The sequence below is a fragment of the Burkholderiaceae bacterium DAT-1 genome, assembly GCA_019084025.1.
GTDB lineage: Bacteria > Pseudomonadota > Gammaproteobacteria > Burkholderiales > Chitinimonadaceae > DAT-1.
The window spans coordinates 444,658-459,028 of sequence record JAHRBI010000005.1 but is presented as its reverse complement, the minus strand read 5'-3'; the positions used below and the strand labels follow the sequence as shown (position 1 = coordinate 459,028).

17 protein-coding genes are annotated in these 14,371 nt (G+C 55.0%); 12 read left to right on the top strand and 5 right to left on the bottom strand.

Annotation, left to right across the window (positions count from 1 at the left end; genetic code table 11):
* Positions 1–48 precede the first annotated feature (48 nt).
* The 9 genes from cphA (at position 49) to KSF73_13020 (ending at position 8,880) form a co-directional block, all read left to right on the top strand.
* Positions 49–2,619 (top strand): cyanophycin synthetase, encoded by a 2,571-nt coding sequence (cphA, locus tag KSF73_13060; GenBank protein ID MBV1776640.1) that lies wholly within the window; start codon positions 49–51, stop codon positions 2,617–2,619.
* 152 nt (positions 2,620–2,771) lie between these two features.
* Positions 2,772–3,386: a CoA pyrophosphatase gene (locus KSF73_13055; protein MBV1776639.1), complete on the top strand. Its 615-nt coding sequence runs from the start codon at positions 2,772–2,774 to the stop codon at positions 3,384–3,386.
* 39 nt (positions 3,387–3,425) lie between these two features.
* Entirely contained in the window at positions 3,426–3,872 is a 447-nt protein-coding gene (gene rnhA, locus KSF73_13050; protein ID MBV1776638.1) for a ribonuclease HI, read from the top strand.
* Positions 3,873–4,027: 155 nt separating this feature from the next.
* On the top strand, positions 4,028–5,185 hold the full coding sequence (locus tag KSF73_13045) for an MFS transporter (GenBank protein MBV1776637.1): 1,158 nt from the start codon (positions 4,028–4,030) through the stop codon (positions 5,183–5,185).
* A 17-nt stretch (positions 5,186–5,202) separates the two neighbouring features.
* Positions 5,203–5,940 (top strand): DNA polymerase III subunit epsilon, encoded by a 738-nt coding sequence (gene dnaQ, locus KSF73_13040; protein ID MBV1776636.1) that lies wholly within the window; start codon positions 5,203–5,205, stop codon positions 5,938–5,940.
* Positions 5,937–6,641, top strand: coding sequence for a 2-C-methyl-D-erythritol 4-phosphate cytidylyltransferase (gene ispD, locus KSF73_13035; protein MBV1776635.1), 705 nt, complete (start codon positions 5,937–5,939; stop codon positions 6,639–6,641). The genes dnaQ and ispD overlap by 4 nt, the downstream gene beginning before the upstream one ends.
* A gap of 101 nt (positions 6,642–6,742) precedes the next feature.
* The gene (gene ispF, locus KSF73_13030; GenBank protein MBV1776634.1) at positions 6,743–7,240 is read left to right on the top strand and encodes a 2-C-methyl-D-erythritol 2,4-cyclodiphosphate synthase; all 498 of its coding nucleotides are present in this window, start codon (positions 6,743–6,745) and stop codon (positions 7,238–7,240) included.
* A 112-nt stretch (positions 7,241–7,352) separates the two neighbouring features.
* Positions 7,353–7,943, top strand: a complete 591-nt coding sequence (locus KSF73_13025) for a hypothetical protein (protein ID MBV1776633.1) — start codon at positions 7,353–7,355, stop codon at positions 7,941–7,943.
* Between the two features lie 70 nt (positions 7,944–8,013).
* Positions 8,014–8,880, top strand: coding sequence for a sulfurtransferase (locus KSF73_13020; GenBank protein ID MBV1776632.1), 867 nt, complete (start codon positions 8,014–8,016; stop codon positions 8,878–8,880).
* A gap of 23 nt (positions 8,881–8,903) precedes the next feature.
* On the opposite strand, the gene KSF73_13015 is transcribed toward KSF73_13020, so the two are convergent.
* The 4 genes from KSF73_13015 to KSF73_13000 all read right to left on the bottom strand — a co-directional run bounded on the left by KSF73_13015 (position 8,904) and on the right by KSF73_13000 (position 11,544).
* Positions 8,904–9,365, bottom strand: a complete 462-nt coding sequence (locus tag KSF73_13015) for a hypothetical protein (GenBank protein ID MBV1776631.1) — start codon at positions 9,363–9,365, stop codon at positions 8,904–8,906.
* Positions 9,366–9,580: 215 nt separating this feature from the next.
* On the bottom strand, positions 9,581–10,369 hold the full coding sequence (locus KSF73_13010) for a UDP-2,3-diacylglucosamine diphosphatase (GenBank protein ID MBV1776630.1): 789 nt from the start codon (positions 10,367–10,369) through the stop codon (positions 9,581–9,583).
* Between the two features lie 90 nt (positions 10,370–10,459).
* Complete coding sequence (locus KSF73_13005; GenBank protein ID MBV1776629.1) at positions 10,460–10,966, bottom strand: peptidyl-prolyl cis-trans isomerase; 507 nt, start codon at positions 10,964–10,966, stop codon at positions 10,460–10,462.
* 2 nt (positions 10,967–10,968) lie between these two features.
* Positions 10,969–11,544, bottom strand: coding sequence for a peptidyl-prolyl cis-trans isomerase (locus KSF73_13000; protein ID MBV1776628.1), 576 nt, complete (start codon positions 11,542–11,544; stop codon positions 10,969–10,971).
* 201 nt (positions 11,545–11,745) lie between these two features.
* Between KSF73_13000 and coq7 the strand changes: the two genes are divergently transcribed.
* Entirely contained in the window at positions 11,746–12,363 is a 618-nt protein-coding gene (coq7, locus tag KSF73_12995; protein MBV1776627.1) for a 2-polyprenyl-3-methyl-6-methoxy-1,4-benzoquinone monooxygenase, read from the top strand.
* A gap of 62 nt (positions 12,364–12,425) precedes the next feature.
* Here coq7 and KSF73_12990 read toward each other — a convergent pair whose 3' ends face one another.
* Entirely contained in the window at positions 12,426–12,842 is a 417-nt protein-coding gene (locus tag KSF73_12990) for an OsmC family protein (protein MBV1776626.1), read from the bottom strand.
* Between the two features lie 514 nt (positions 12,843–13,356).
* On the opposite strand from KSF73_12990, the gene rplM reads away from it, so the two are divergent.
* Positions 13,357–13,785, top strand: coding sequence for a 50S ribosomal protein L13 (gene rplM / locus KSF73_12985; protein ID MBV1776625.1), 429 nt, complete (start codon positions 13,357–13,359; stop codon positions 13,783–13,785).
* Between the two features lie 28 nt (positions 13,786–13,813).
* A complete protein-coding gene (gene rpsI, locus KSF73_12980; protein MBV1776624.1) occupies positions 13,814–14,206 on the top strand; it encodes a 30S ribosomal protein S9 in 393 nt (130 codons plus the stop codon).
* Positions 14,207–14,371 lie beyond the last annotated feature (165 nt).

Sequence of the window (14,371 nt, the reverse complement as noted above, 5' to 3'; positions counted from 1 at the left end):
ATGGATTCCGTCGTGTCATGGCGACACGTCGCATAGGAAGCAAGCTGAATGGAAGTAAGCAGAACTCGTGCATTGCGTGGCCCCAATCTGTGGAGCCGCCACACATCCATCGAAGCCGTCGTGCAATGCACGGGCGATGAGTGTTCAATCGAACAGCTGCCGGGATTTGAGCAACGCCTGCGTGAGCGGTTCCCGCAAATCGGCGCGCTGGTGCCGACGTCGCGTGACGAGAAGCCTTCGCTTGCGCACGCGCTGGAATTTGCGGCGCTTGGTTTGCAGGAGCAGGCTGGTTGCAAGGTCACCTTCAGCCGCACAACCTGGACCGGCGAGCCCGGCATCTGGCAGGTGGTGTTCGAATATAGCGAAGAAGCAGTCGGCAAGCTGGCGCTTGAACTGGCTGAACAACTGATTCGCGCAGCACTCGACAATACGGCTTTTGATCTGGATGCTGCGCTCAAGCAGCTCAAAGATCTGGATGAAGATATTCGCCTGGGACCAAGTACAGGCTCGATTGTCGACGCGGCCATTGCCCGCGGCATTCCGTTCCGTCGCCTGACCGAAGGCAGCCTGGTTCAACTGGGTTGGGGTAGCAAGCAGCGCCGGATTCAGGCCGCAGAAGTAGATAGCACATCGGCTATTTCCGAGAGCATCGGTCAGGATAAGCAGCTCACCAAGCGCCTGCTGCATGCCGCTGGCGTGCCGGTACCCATCGGTCGTCCTGTTAAGGATGTAGAAGATGCATGGCGCGTGGCCGAAGAAATCGGTCTGCCCGTTGTGGTGAAGCCGCAGGATGGCAATCAGGGCAAGGGCGTGACGGTGAATATCACCTCGCGTGAGCAGCTGGAGCTGGCCTTCCGTGCCGCTCGCGAGTTCCGCGACGATATCATGGTCGAAAAATACCTTGCCGGCCATGACTTCCGCCTGCTCGTGGTAGGCAACAAGCTGGTGGCGGCTGCCCGGCGTGATCCGCCCAATGTGATTGGTGATGGTGTGCATACCGTGCGCCAGCTGGTCGAGCAGGTCAACAGCGATCCGCGCCGTGGCGATGGCCACGCGACTTCGCTCACCAAAATTCGGTTTGACGACATTGCGCTTGCGCGTCTTGCCAGTGAAGGCCTGAATGCCGAGTCGATTCCTGAAAAGGGTCGCCGCGTGGTGCTGCGCAACAACGCCAATCTTTCCACTGGCGGGTCTGCCACAGATGTGACCGATGATGTGCATCCGGAAGTTGCGGCACGTGCGGTTGAAGCTGCCAAGATGATCGGACTGCATGTGTGCGGCGTCGATGTGGTGAGCGATTCCGTTCTGCGTCCGCTCGAAGAGCTAGGTGGCGGCGTGGTAGAAGTGAATGCCGCTCCGGGGCTGCGTATGCACCTGAATCCCTCATTCGGCAAAGGCCGAAATGTGGGTAAGGCGATTATCGAAGAAGTTTTTGCTCAGGATCAGGATGGCCGGATTCCGGTGGTTGCTGTTACCGGCACCAACGGCAAGACCACAACCGTGCGTCTGATTGCCTTCATGCTGGCTCAAAGCGGCTATCGCATCGGCATGACCAATACCGATGGCGTGTACATCAACGGTCGTCGTACCGATACAGGTGATTGCAGCGGTCCGCGCAGTGCGCGCAATGTGCTGGCACACCCGGACGTCGATGCGGCTGTGTTTGAAACCGCACGCGGTGGCATGCTGCGCGAAGGTCTGGGTTTCGATCGTTGCGATGTCGCAGTGGTCACCAATATCGGCGTGGGCGATCATCTGGGGATGAACTTTATCAATACGGTAGAAGACTTGGCCGTAGTGAAAAGCATCATCGTGCAGAACGTCAGCCCGAATGGCACCGTGGTGCTCAATGCGGCCGACCCGCTGACTGCCGCGATGGCCGAGAGCGCTACTGGCCGCGTAACCTTCTTTGCGCAGGATTCCCATCACCCGATTCTGACCGCACATCGTGCCAAGGGGCATCGCGCCGTGTTTGTCGATGGCGACGATATCGTGGCTGCAGAAGGCAAAACGCGTCATCGCCTCTCCCTGTCCGACATTCCGCTGACGCATGGCGGCGCGATCGGCTTCCAGGTGGAGAATGTCATGGCTGCGGTTGCGGCTGCGTGGGGACTTGGCTTGAGCTGGGAAACCATCGCTGCAGGCGTCAAGGGTTTCACCAATTCGGCCGACAATGCGCCAGGACGATTCAATGTCTTCAATGTGAAGGGCGCAACCGTGGTGGCAGACTATGGCCACAACGCCGATGCCATGCACGCGCTGGTGCAGGCGGTCGAGGCACTGCCTGCCAAGAAGCGCTCAGTGGTGATTTCGGGTGCGGGTGACCGTCGCGATGAAGATCTGCGTCAGCTGACCGAGATTCTGGGCGGTGCTTTTGATGAGGTCATTCTGTATCAGGATGCCTGTCAGCGCGGTCGTGCGGACGGCGAAGTCATTGGCTTGCTGCGCGATGGTCTGAACGGCGCGAGCCGCGTGAAGCATGTTGAAGAAATCAATGGCGAGTTCATTGCGATCGACACGGCCTTCTCCCGCTTGACCAAGGGTGACCTCTGTCTGGTACTGGTGGATCAGGTTGAAGAAGCCCTGGCGCATATTGCGATGCGCGCTGCTGAAATTTAGTCCGATGACTTCCGGTGTGGCCACCCATGCGGGTGGCCATTTTTGTTTGATCGGGTGAGGCAGGTTTCTTGCCCAAGATGATCTTCCCTCAAGCAGATACCGCACGGCTTTGTGAACGCACACGCATGAACGTGCAATGTTAGAATATGCCTATGTCACTACCTGTCTTTCCTGTTACCCCGGATGCATTTGCAGACTGGATTCGCCTAGCGGTAACAGGCGAGGACGTCGCCTACACGGATGCGCGCCTGTTGCTGGATAAACCCGCTGTGCCTGCAGCCGTTTTAATCGCCTGTGTGGTTGACGGTTCGGATGTCCGGTTGATGTTTACCCAGCGTGCCGAGCATTTAAATCACCATGGCGGACAGATTAGTTTCCCGGGTGGTCGGCTTGAGCCCGGTGAGCACGCGGAAGCCGCAGCGATTCGTGAGGCACACGAGGAAATCGGACTCGATCCCGCATTTGTACATGCCATTGCAACGATGCCGGATTACTACACCGTCAGCGGATATCGTGTGACGCCTGTCATTGCCTGTGTCAGGCCGGGATACTCGCTCAGGGCAGCGGATGACGAAGTGGCACATATCTTCGATGTTCCGCTTGGCTTTGTACTGAACGAAGAAAACTGGCATATCCGGTATGCAGAGGCGCTTGGGCGGAACTGGCCGACTCCCGCAATTACCTGGCAGGGGCACCGAACCATCTGGGGCGCGACGGCGGGCATGCTGGCAGGTTTGCGAACATTGCTGCGCAAATCAGCCACCTAAAACACTTTCAATGGCTAGACGCCAGATCAGGATGATTCCATGAGTGACGCCATTGTAACTATGTATACCGATGGAGCGTGCAAAGGCAACCCGGGCCCCGGCGGCTGGGGTGCATTGCTGGTTTATAAGGGGCAGGAAAAAGAGCTATTTGGCGGCGAGCCGGATACCACCAATAATCGCATGGAACTGATGGCGGTGATTGCAGGTCTGGAAGCACTGAAGCGTTCTTGTGAAATCGAGGTATGGCTGGATTCCCAGTATGTGAAGAATGGCATTGAAAGCTGGATTCATGGCTGGAAACGGAATGGATGGAAAACGGCAGACAAGAAGCCCGTTAAAAATGCCGAATTGTGGCAGCGTCTGGATAGTGCGGTATCTCGCCATACTATCAAGTGGCGCTGGGTAAAGGGACACGCAGGACACGCCGGAAACGAACGCGCCGATGCACTCGCCAATCAGGGTGTGGCCACTTTGGCTGGCAGGTAACGAGCCGGAACCGTGTCAGCAATCTGCATGGACATTCCATTTCATTCAAACGTGGCATGACCTCTTAAGGGAGAAGGCGTGTGACAACACCCCGTAAAGCCAGTCTTGGCTTCATTGTGATTACCGTGCTGCTTGATGTGCTGGGGATCGGAATCATGATTCCGGTTTTGCCTGCACTCGTGGGTGAAATGACGGGGGGCGGTGCCAATCAGACCTGGTGGTATACCGCCTTGGCGCTGACCTTTGGCGTGATGCAGTTTTTCTGCATGCCCATTTTGGGCGCATTAAGTGACCGATTCGGACGTCGTCCCGTGCTGTTGCTGTCGATTACGGGTCTGGGGCTGAACTTTCTGGCCACCGCACTGGCGCAGAGTCCCTGGATGTTGCTGGTATCGCGCATCTGGGGCGGGGCTACGTCAGCCAGTTTTTCGGTAGCAAATGCCTATGTGGCGGACATTACGCCTGCGGAGGGACGAGGTAAGGCATTCGGTATGCTGGGCGCTGCCTTCGGGATCGGATTTGTGATCGGGCCGTTGCTGGGGGGCGTATTAAGCGAGCACAGTTTACGTCTGCCATTTTTTGCAGCAGCAGCGATGTCACTGATCAATGCACTGTATGGCTATTTTGTACTGCCCGAATCGCTCGATCAGGATAAGCGCACACCCTTTTCCTTTAAAAAGGCCAATCCGGCAGGCGCATTTATCCACTTATGGCAGCTCAAGGGGGTCGGTGGGCTGATTGCGGTGCTTTGTCTGTCATTGCTGGCGCAATTTATGCTCCATACCAGCTGGGCGTTGGCGATGGGCTTCCGTTTTCACTGGACTCCCAAGGACATCGGCTATTCCCTATTTATTGTTGGTGTCGTCGGTGCGGTGGTGCAGGGCGGACTGCAGGGGAAATTACTGAAAGCCTTTGGTGAGTCGAAGCTTGCCCTGATGGGGCTGGCTTCATCTACGCTGGCATTCCTGGGATTTGGCCTCGCAACAGCGGGCTGGGTGATGTATGTCATCATTGCCGCCAACTTTCTCGCGAGTGCCGCTGGTCCTGCCATGCAGGCAATCATTTCGCGTGCTGTCGGGCCCAAGGAGCAGGGGATGACCATGGGCTCACTCAGTTCGCTGCAAAGCCTGATGTTGATTGCAGCAACCGCATTGAATGGCCCCATTATGTCGCATGTCGCCGAAATGCCCGCACATGACTGGCGTATGGGCGAGCCCTTCTTCATTGGCGCGGCTCTGCAATCTGTCGCACTATTACTGGCTATCGTCCACTTCAGACGATTGCCGCAGCCGGTGGAAACCGTGGCTGCATAACACTACGTAGGACATCCATGCGTCAAATCATACTGGATACCGAAACAACCGGCTTGCGGGTTGAGGACGGCAATCGCATCCTGGAAATTGCAGCAGTCGAAATGATTGGCCGCAAGCTATCTTCTGCCGATTGTCATCTGCATTGTTACATTAACCCCGAGCGCGATAGTGAACCGGGTGCGCTGGGCGTTCACGGCTTAACCACGGCTTTCCTCGCCGATAAGCCCAAATTTGCGGATATCGCTGACCGATTTCTTGATTTTGTCAAAGATGCCGAGCTGATTATTCACAATGCACCATTTGACGTGGGCTATCTGAATGCAGAGCTTGCAAGGCTGGGCAAAGGCAAGATTACTGATTATGTCGCTGGCATAGTTGATACGCTCGCCGTAGCCAAGGATATGTTTCCTGGCAAGCGGAATAGTCTTGATGCGCTCTGTGACCGGTTTGAAGTAGATCGATCTGCCCGTACATTGCACGGCGCATTAATCGACTGTGAACTGCTCGCCGAAGTCTATCTCTGCATGACGCGTGGACAGGATAGCCTGCTTGGTGAAGAAGCGTCCGCCAGTTCGGAAACCGCCATTGCGACCGTTGCTGTCGCAGTACGGCAGGAAGCAGCATTGAAAGTCATTCGTCCATCGGACGAAGAACTTCAGGCTCACCAGGCCTATGTCGAGGTACTTGATAAGTCAGTCAAAGGACAGTGTTTGTGGCATGCCCTGGATCAACCTAATCTGGCGCAGACCGCATGAAGCGAATCGCACTCTTGCCTGCAGCGGGATCCGGATCGCGGGTGGGAGCATCCTGTCCTAAGCAGTATCTAGATTTGAATGGCGAGCCATTAATGGCGCATACCATCCGCGCATTGTGTGCTGCACAGCATGTTGATCAGGTAGTAGTGGTGCTGTCGCCGGAAGATGAATGGTTCGAGTCATTCGCGTGGCCTTCATCGCCCAAGCTGCGTGTATTACGCTGTGGCGGTGCAAGCCGTGCCGAAACCGTGCGGAACGGACTGCAAATTTTGCGTCAGGAACTGTTGAAGGATGCGTGGGTGTTAGTGCATGATGCGGCGCGCCCTTGCATCGAGCCTCAATCGGTAGATGCGTTGATTGACCTATTATCGGCTGATGCAGTCGGAGGCTTGCTTGCAGTGCCTGTTGCGGATACGGTCAAGCGTGCCGATGCAGATGGCCGGGTCGGTGAGACCGTTCCGCGAGCCCATCTCTGGCGCGCACAAACGCCGCAAATGTTCAGGCTATTGCCATTGCTGGACGCATTAAGCTCGCTGGCGGATGCCAGTATTACAGATGAATCGTCGGCCATGGAGCAAGCCGGTTATGCCCCGAGGCTGGTGATGGGCACGGAAAACAATATCAAGGTGACGTTTCCCGAGGATTTGCAACGTGCGGCGGATATTCTGAACAAACGTCATTTGTCATCGGCGCATGCTTAATACAAAATATTGTCGTTTGTTGATTGTGTTAATATGCTAATGTACTGAAATCGACTGTGTGAGTGAGCGAATTTGCTTACCCGCACGTCCTGTGAGTGAATATGCAGAAAGTGTGTCTGAGAGTAGGTCAGGGGTGGGATGTACATCGCCTGGTAGAAGGCCGTCCGCTGATTCTGGGGGGCGTAACCATCCCCCATTCGAAGGGGCTACTTGGCCATTCGGATGCGGATGCACTCCTGCATGCCATCACGGATGCACTGCTGGGCGCTGCTGCTCTGGGCGATATCGGACGTCATTTTCCGGATACCTCCGAACAATTTGCAGGCGCAGATAGCCGGGTTTTACTCCGCGAGGCTGTGCGGCGCGTTCGAGAGGCCGGGTATGAGCCCGTTAATATCGACAGTACAATTCTGGCGCAGGCGCCTAAAATGGCGCCTCATATTGACGCGATGCGCTGCAATATTGCGGCAGACACAGGTCTTGATCTGAATGATGTCAATGTGAAGGCCAAAACATACGAGAAACTGGGATCGGTGGGGACAGGTGAGTCCATCGAAGCTCAGGCGGTTGTACTGCTGACACGAGTTGGGGATAAGTGAAGTTCCTGTCTATTGTTTAAACGTACTGAGCTAAGCCGCTCATGACGATAAGCATGGTGCTTTTGTATGTAACACGTGGCTATCCGAAGATAGCCATCGAATAGAGTGGTATTTGACCTTGGTGGATCCAGCAGATCGCTTTCGTGCGCCCAATACGATGACCCGGGCCGAATGGGAAAAGATGCGCGTTGCCTTGCCCGACAAAATCGACGAGGTAATGGCGTCTTTTCGCGATCAAAAGATTGAGGTGTCCGACCCGCTCACACGGGGCGATGATGATACCTCCTGGTTATTTGAGGAACCCGAAGAGCCGCGATCATACTTGCGTATTTTCCTCTTGGGCATGCTGATCGGCGTCGCCATGCTGGCTGCCATGTTTTTCTGGATGCAGCATAAAAATCGCGAGATTGCCCAGGAAGGTCTGGCAGAGCCCATCCCGCTGCAGAGTACGCCGGATGTAAGCACCAATACCTTCGAGCAGCCGAAGTCAGAGCAAGGGAGTGTGCCTGCGCCTGATGTACAGCCAAGCCGCGCCGGCGTTGGCGAAGATCCATTGCAGCCGCTTTTCAAGCCGGGTGTGGCGCGCTCACGTGCCGAGCTTAAAGCACCGGAAAAGCGTCCGCAGCGCAAGCATAACGCCCAAGAAGAGATTGATCTGACTACACCTGCTGGTGTGGCTGGCAATGGTCAGGCCAGCGAGTAAGCATCGATTGTCAGGCGTACCGCAGGTCTATTAAGATGGCTCGTCTCATTGAGTCTCCATAGGCCTGCGCATGACCTCCTCTGCACCTGTTTTCTCCCCGCTGATTACCGCTGAAGCGCTGCAAGCGTGCCTGCACTCGGGCGATCGTCTCTGCATTGTGGACTGCCGCCATGATCTGGCGCAACCCGATGCCGGTGCGGAGGCATACCGTCAGGCTCATATACCCGGTGCGATTCATCTCCATCTCGACAGCGATCTGTCTGGCACCAAGACCGGCATGAATGGTCGTCATCCCTTGCCCTCAGCCGATGCGCTTGCTGAGCGCCTTGGTAAGGCTGGCATAGGGAGCGCCTCCCGCGTGATTGCATATGATGCATCTGGCGGAATGTACGCAGCACGGCTATGGTGGCTGTTGCGCTGGCTGGGGCACGATGCTGTGCAGGTTCTGGACGGTGGATGGCAGGCTTGGCTTGCCGCAGGTGGAGCGAGCACCGATCACATTCCTACGACTTCACCCGAGCACCTGATGCCACGGATACGCGAGAGCTGGACGGTCAGTGCAGCAGATGTACTTGCCAATCTTGATTCGCGTGATGCGCTTGTGGTCGATGCGCGTGCGCCAAGCCGTTTCGCAGGCATGGGCGAGACGCTTGATCCGGTGGGTGGTCACATCCCGCATGCCCGTAATCGGTTTTTTCAGGACAATCTCGGCACGGATGGGCGTTTCAAATCCCCTGAAGTTTTGCGGGAAGAGTGGTTGGGGGTTCTGTCCGATTATGACGTCACCAACAGCATTCAGCAGTGTGGCTCGGGCGTAACGGCCTGCCATAATCTACTGGCTCTGGAAGTGGCCGGACTCAGTGGTGCGCGGCTGTATCCCGGCTCATGGAGCGAGTGGTGTGCAGATCCCGCTCGCCCTGTGGTGACATCGGCCTAGGTAAGTTCTAGGCAAGATGCAAATCAGACCGTCTCGGCGAGGCGGTCGCATGCTTGCTGGAAGGCCGATATCGCAGCAGCAGAAAAGCGGCTACTGGCAAAGTTAGCAACTTGGCGTGTGGCCTTGGACATGGAATCATAAGCACATCCGCTGAAGCAGATTGCCGATCGCACTGGATGAAGTGCCGGAGCTGCCACTTCATGCTGGTCAAAGCTGTGCAGCCATTCGCGCTGCGTTTCTGCTAGCGCCCGTTCAAACAGATGCATGCTATCTGTGACTGCAGATACCTGCGTTACCCAGTACTCACAGCCCAAATGCAATGCCTGATCGAGATGCTTCTCTATCTGACGTGCAGGCGGTGCATTCTCCGACTCCAGGGTCGACATCCATTCGCGCATGCCTTCAATATGGACACCAAACAGGCGTTCGGTGTTTCGCATTGCCAGATCGGTTCCGCTGCTCATCCAGTCGAATGGGAGCTGCATGGTGCATGAAGAAAAAATTGGATGTTGCATGTTGATTCCTGATGCGTAAGCAGACGGAAGGAAGTGGTACGAAAGAGGCGCAAGTCTATTGAAAAGGGCAACGAAGTCAACTGCTTGACTTCACTATGGAACGCCTTATCCGGATTGCAAACGATGCAATCATGCTGCAGTGCAAGATAGCGCAAGGATTTGACCGTTTGTCGCGAATCCTGAAACTAACCTTGAATCGTCGCGTTTATGCACCATTCAGGTGAACTTTTTATATTCCGCTCACCAAGGGGGTGCATGCTGATCGCATGTGTATCAATTCGGCCGTAGCCCCCGGCACCATCATCCCAGTCTGGTAAAACCCAGCGTTCACGCTGTACACCCGTAACCTCAAGCATATGGCGTGCCGGTCGATGCGTATGGCCATGTATCAGAATGGTGCAAGGCTGATCAGCGAACAGTTTCGCAACGGCATCTGCATTCACATCCATGATGTCGCTTGCCTTGGTCGCATTTGCCGCTTTGCTGGCGGCGCGAATTCGGGCAACTTCTGCAAGACGATCTGCGAGCGGTCTATTCAGAAAGGCGGTTTGCCAGTGTGGTTGCCTGACCGTTGATCGGAATTGTTGGTAGGCGGCATCGTCCGTACACAGCATGTCGCCATGGGATAGCAGGCAGGTATGGCCGGCAAGATTGACTATCGAAGGGTCGGGCAGAATCGTCACCTGAGCGCGGGCGGCAAATGCTTCGCCCAGCAGAAAATCTCGATTGCCGTGCAGCAGAAATAGCTGCGTACCGGATTTCGCTAGCGTGGCTAGCGCCGCGCAAACAGTTATATTAAGCGCTGACTCATCATCGTCCCCTGCCCAGTATTCAAAGATATCTCCCAGGAGATAGAGTGCCTCTGCCTGAGTCGCTTCTTCACGCAGAAACGACAAAAACAGCTTGAGTGTGTCCGGATCATCTTCGCGTAGGTGGAGATCGGATATCAGCAGAGTGGGCTTGTTCATAGGCATGTAATCGGATACACAGTGGGGACGGAATCTGCAGCGAAACGAAAAACGGCGCGCATGCGCACGCCGTCTTTGTCTTGAAGCTCGAGCAACCTAGGCTGCGGCAACTTCGGCACGTTCAATGATGACGTGTTCAGTTGGCCAATCGCCATGACCGCCGCGACGTGCGGTAGGTACCTTGCGAATGGCGTCGACCACATCCTGGCCTTCCACGACCTTGCCAAATACACAGTAGCCAAAGCCCTGAGCATTCGGCGCGGTGTAATTCAGGAAGTCATTTTTGACTGTATTGATAAAGAACTGGCAAGAAGCCGAATGCGGATTCGGGGTGCGTGCCATGGCAATGGTGTAAGCATCATTGCTCAGACCGTTGGCGGCCTCATTCTCGATTGGCTCGCGCGTTTCCTTTTGCTCGCCTTCAACGGTGAATCCGCCGCCCTGGATCATGAAATCACTGATCACGCGGTGGAAGATCGTGCCAGCATAATGACCTGCGTTGACGTATTCGACAAAGTTAGCAACGGTTTTCGGTGCCTTGACTTCGTCCAGTTCCAGTGCGATCACGCCAAAGTTGGTGTGCAGATTGACACGTGTTGCCATGCTTATTCCTTTAAAGATGGGGCCGGATGATCGGCTTCAGTCATTCGTCGGGCGCGTGTGAGCATCACGGGCTGAGCCGGCAAGTGCGTAAACACGCCTACGCTGATGACGCGAACGGCGGCGATGCGGTCAACTACATCCATCCCTGCGGTTACGCGACCAAATACGGCGTAACCACGGCCGCTGTCGTCATCCGAGCGGTAATTCAAAGCGTCATTATCAACCAAATTTACATAAAATTGTGAGGTTGCGCTGTTCGGGGCAGTTTGCCGGGCCATGGCCAGCGTGCCGCGTTCATTTTTAAGTCCATTGTTAGACTCATTCAAAATGGGCGGAAATAGGGGTTTTTCACGCAGCTCCAGTCCGTAGCCACCTCCCTGAACCACAAAACCGGCTACAGAACGATGAAACACCGTGTTGTCGTAAAAACCGGTATCGACATATTTGAGAAAGTTGGCGACGCTGATAGGGGCGCGATCTGGATAAAGTTCAAGGTCGATCGCACCCAGTGTCGTTTCCAGTCGAACACCGGAATGAGCAGTGGGGGATGTGTCGGCTGCGATGCCTGTGTTTACCATCAATATGGCGGCCCATGCGCCTACGCAGAAACGAAGGATACCCTTCATCGACAGACTCCTGATCACTGAAAAATGCAGCATTGCATTTAAAATAAGATGCAGCCACTTGATATGAAGCAGATTTGCGGGTGTTCCGATCATAGCACAGCAGGTAAAATGCCTGACTTCTGTTGTACTGGCTGACGAATGACGGGACATTAAATGGACAAGCTCATTATTGAATTCGACAAAGCGCTGCGCACGATTTTGGCGCCGGCGGTCAGTATCCGTCCGCATCCGGATGAAGCAGTATCCGAGCGTCAGCTGAGCGAAGCCGAAAAAAAGCACGCTGCAGGTTTGATGCGCGTAAATCATTGTGGCGAAGTATGTGCTCAGGCGCTCTATCAAGGTCAAAGCCTGACCGCCCGCAATCCGCAAGCACGAGAAGCATTGAAGCAGGCAGCCGTCGAAGAAACTGAACACCTGGCCTGGACTGAACGTCGTCTCGAAGAGCTTGGGAGTCACAAGAGCGTGCTGAATCCCTTGTGGTATGCCGGATCGTTGGCAATGGGTGTGACTGCGGGCGTGATCGGCGACAAGTGGAATCTGGGCTTTCTGGAAGAAACCGAGTATCAGGTTGGCGCACATCTTCAGAGTCATCTGGAAAGCCTGCCCGAGCAAGATCAACGTAGTCGTGCAATTGTTGATCAAATGTATACAGATGAAATGCACCATGCCCACATGGCCAAGGACTTCGGTGCGGCACCATTGCCCGCGCCAGTAAAAGGCGCCATGAAGCTGATGTCCAAGGTGATGACGACACTTGCGTATCGCGTTTGATCGGACGTGGAATAAAAAAACGGCACCCATTGCGGTGCCGTTTTTGATTGAGCGTGCGCGGATTAAAGTGCTTCGATCTCGATGCTATGCGTAATCTCGGCGGTTTTGCCGAGCATAATCGAAGCAGAGCAGTACTTTTCAGCTGACAGCGTAACAGCACGTTCAACTTGCTCGGATTTCAGGTTTTTGCCTTTAACCTTGAAGTGCAGATTGATCTTGGTGAATACCTTGGGTTCGGTTTCCGCACGTTCTGCAGTAATTTCCACCTCGCAAGACTGAACTTCTACCCGCGACTTCTTCAGAATGTTGACCACGTCAACGGATGTACAACCCGCAGTCCCCATGAGGAGCATTTCCATCGGGCGAGGACCGTGATTGTTACCACCATATTCTGGCGCCCCATCCATCAGCACGGCGTGACCCGAGCCACTGACTGCCAGGAAGCTGATGTTCTCAATCCATTTTACGTTTGCCTTCATCGCGTCTTCTTTCCGGGGAGAGATGAAGCTGAATTTCCGCGTCGCGCCACTTTTTATGCAAAATAATCAAACCCTATCGAATTCTATATTCTAAAAAGTGTGATTTTTAACGGGAAAATGCGGTTTTCAGCCCTTAATGTATCTCTGGTTAGTTATTAAATGTCGCAATGCATCAAAAAAGTGCTTGCGCGGGGAGGGGGTTGAGTCTACCATAAGGACTGCATTGAGGCTGTGCACGAATGTGTGTGCTTTGATGTTGTCTCCTCCATCCTCCTTCTTTGGTGGAATTCGCGCGACCCGAGATTCGGGTCGCTTTTTTTTGCACTTGAGGGTAGAGTGGAGGGCTGGCCTGAGTAAGGCCGCAACCCGTTGTACATACACGGGTTAACACTATTAGCCGGGGTTGCGCAGACCCTTGGGTCTGTCATGATTGCGAGATGCGTTTGACAGGGCCTTGTTTTTTCAAATACAATGCGCGACTTTCCGTAAATCGAACGAATCTGGAAGAGCTGTCATGAAAACCTTCTCCGCCAAGCCGCATGAGGTTACGCGCGACTGGTTCGTGGTCGACGCCACCGATATGGTGTTGGGTCGCCTCGCTGCCGAAATCGCCCACCGTCTGCGCGGTAAGCATAAGGCCATCTACACCCCTCACGTTGACACCGGTGACTTCATCGTTGTTGTAAACGCAGGTAAGCTGCGCGTGACTGGTGATAAGGCCAATCAAAAGAAATATTTCCGTCACTCGGGTTACCCGGGCGGTATCTATGAGCGTTCTTTCACTGAAATGCAAGAACGCTTCCCAGAACGCGTGATCGAAAAGGCTGTCAAGGGCATGTTGCCCAAGGGCCCGCTCGGCTACGCCATGATCAAGAAGCTCAAGGTCTACGCTAGCGCAGAGCATCCACATGCCGCGCAGCAGCCGAAAGTCCTCGAGTTCTAATCCATAACTGAATCCAAGGACAGACAGCATGGTAGGCAAGTATTACTACGGAACCGGTCGTCGCAAAAGCGCCGTCGCCCGCGTTTTCCTGCAAAAAGGTAGCGGTAAGATTGTTGTAAACGGCAAGCCCGTTGACGAATTCTTCTCCCGCGAAACTGGTCGCATGGTTGTTCGTCAGCCGCTGGTGCTGACCGAAAATGCTGAAACCTTCGACATTCTGGTGAATGTCTGTGGTGGTGGCGAAACTGGTCAGGCCGGTGCGATCCGTCACGGTATCACCCGTGCTCTGATCGACTTCGACGCTGCACTGAAGCCTGCACTGTCGCACGCCGGCTTCGTGACCCGCGATGCTCGTGAAGTTGAGCGTAAGAAGGTCGGCCTGCACGGCGCCCGTCGTCGCAAGCAATTCTCGAAGCGTTAATCGCCGGGATTCCGAGCGGAAGCGTTTCCAGATCGCGCAGCATTCGTTCGAATTGCCGGCGCGAGCCGGACGAAAAGCCACACGTATATGCGTGTGGCTTTTTCGTTTTTGCGTCAACCAAGCCACAGGTTCTAGTGGTGCGTGCGGTTTCGTTGTGATTCGGGC

Bases quoted from the DNA above. Each gene is read 5' to 3' on its own strand.
- cphA (MBV1776640.1), top strand. From the start codon at position 49: ATGGAAGTAAGCAGAACTCGTGCATTGCGTGGCCCCAATCTGTGGAGC.
- KSF73_13055 (MBV1776639.1), top strand. From the start codon at position 2,772: ATGTCACTACCTGTCTTTCCTGTTACCCCGGATGCATTTGCAGACTGG.
- rnhA (MBV1776638.1), top strand. From the start codon at position 3,426: ATGAGTGACGCCATTGTAACTATGTATACCGATGGAGCGTGCAAAGGC.
- KSF73_13045 (MBV1776637.1), top strand. From the start codon at position 4,028: ATGATTCCGGTTTTGCCTGCACTCGTGGGTGAAATGACGGGGGGCGGT.
- dnaQ (MBV1776636.1), top strand. From the start codon at position 5,203: ATGCGTCAAATCATACTGGATACCGAAACAACCGGCTTGCGGGTTGAG.
- ispD (MBV1776635.1), top strand. From the start codon at position 5,937: ATGAAGCGAATCGCACTCTTGCCTGCAGCGGGATCCGGATCGCGGGTG.
- ispF (MBV1776634.1), top strand. From the start codon at position 6,743: ATGCAGAAAGTGTGTCTGAGAGTAGGTCAGGGGTGGGATGTACATCGC.
- KSF73_13020 (MBV1776632.1), top strand. From the start codon at position 8,014: ATGACCTCCTCTGCACCTGTTTTCTCCCCGCTGATTACCGCTGAAGCG.
- KSF73_13015 (MBV1776631.1), bottom strand. From the start codon at position 9,365: ATGCAGCTCCCATTCGACTGGATGAGCAGCGGAACCGATCTGGCAATG.
- KSF73_13010 (MBV1776630.1), bottom strand. From the start codon at position 10,369: ATGCCTATGAACAAGCCCACTCTGCTGATATCCGATCTCCACCTACGC.
- KSF73_13005 (MBV1776629.1), bottom strand. From the start codon at position 10,966: ATGGCAACACGTGTCAATCTGCACACCAACTTTGGCGTGATCGCACTG.
- KSF73_13000 (MBV1776628.1), bottom strand. From the start codon at position 11,544: ATGGTAAACACAGGCATCGCAGCCGACACATCCCCCACTGCTCATTCC.
- coq7 (MBV1776627.1), top strand. From the start codon at position 11,746: ATGGACAAGCTCATTATTGAATTCGACAAAGCGCTGCGCACGATTTTG.
- KSF73_12990 (MBV1776626.1), bottom strand. From the start codon at position 12,842: ATGAAGGCAAACGTAAAATGGATTGAGAACATCAGCTTCCTGGCAGTC.
- rplM (MBV1776625.1), top strand. From the start codon at position 13,357: ATGAAAACCTTCTCCGCCAAGCCGCATGAGGTTACGCGCGACTGGTTC.
- rpsI (MBV1776624.1), top strand. From the start codon at position 13,814: ATGGTAGGCAAGTATTACTACGGAACCGGTCGTCGCAAAAGCGCCGTC.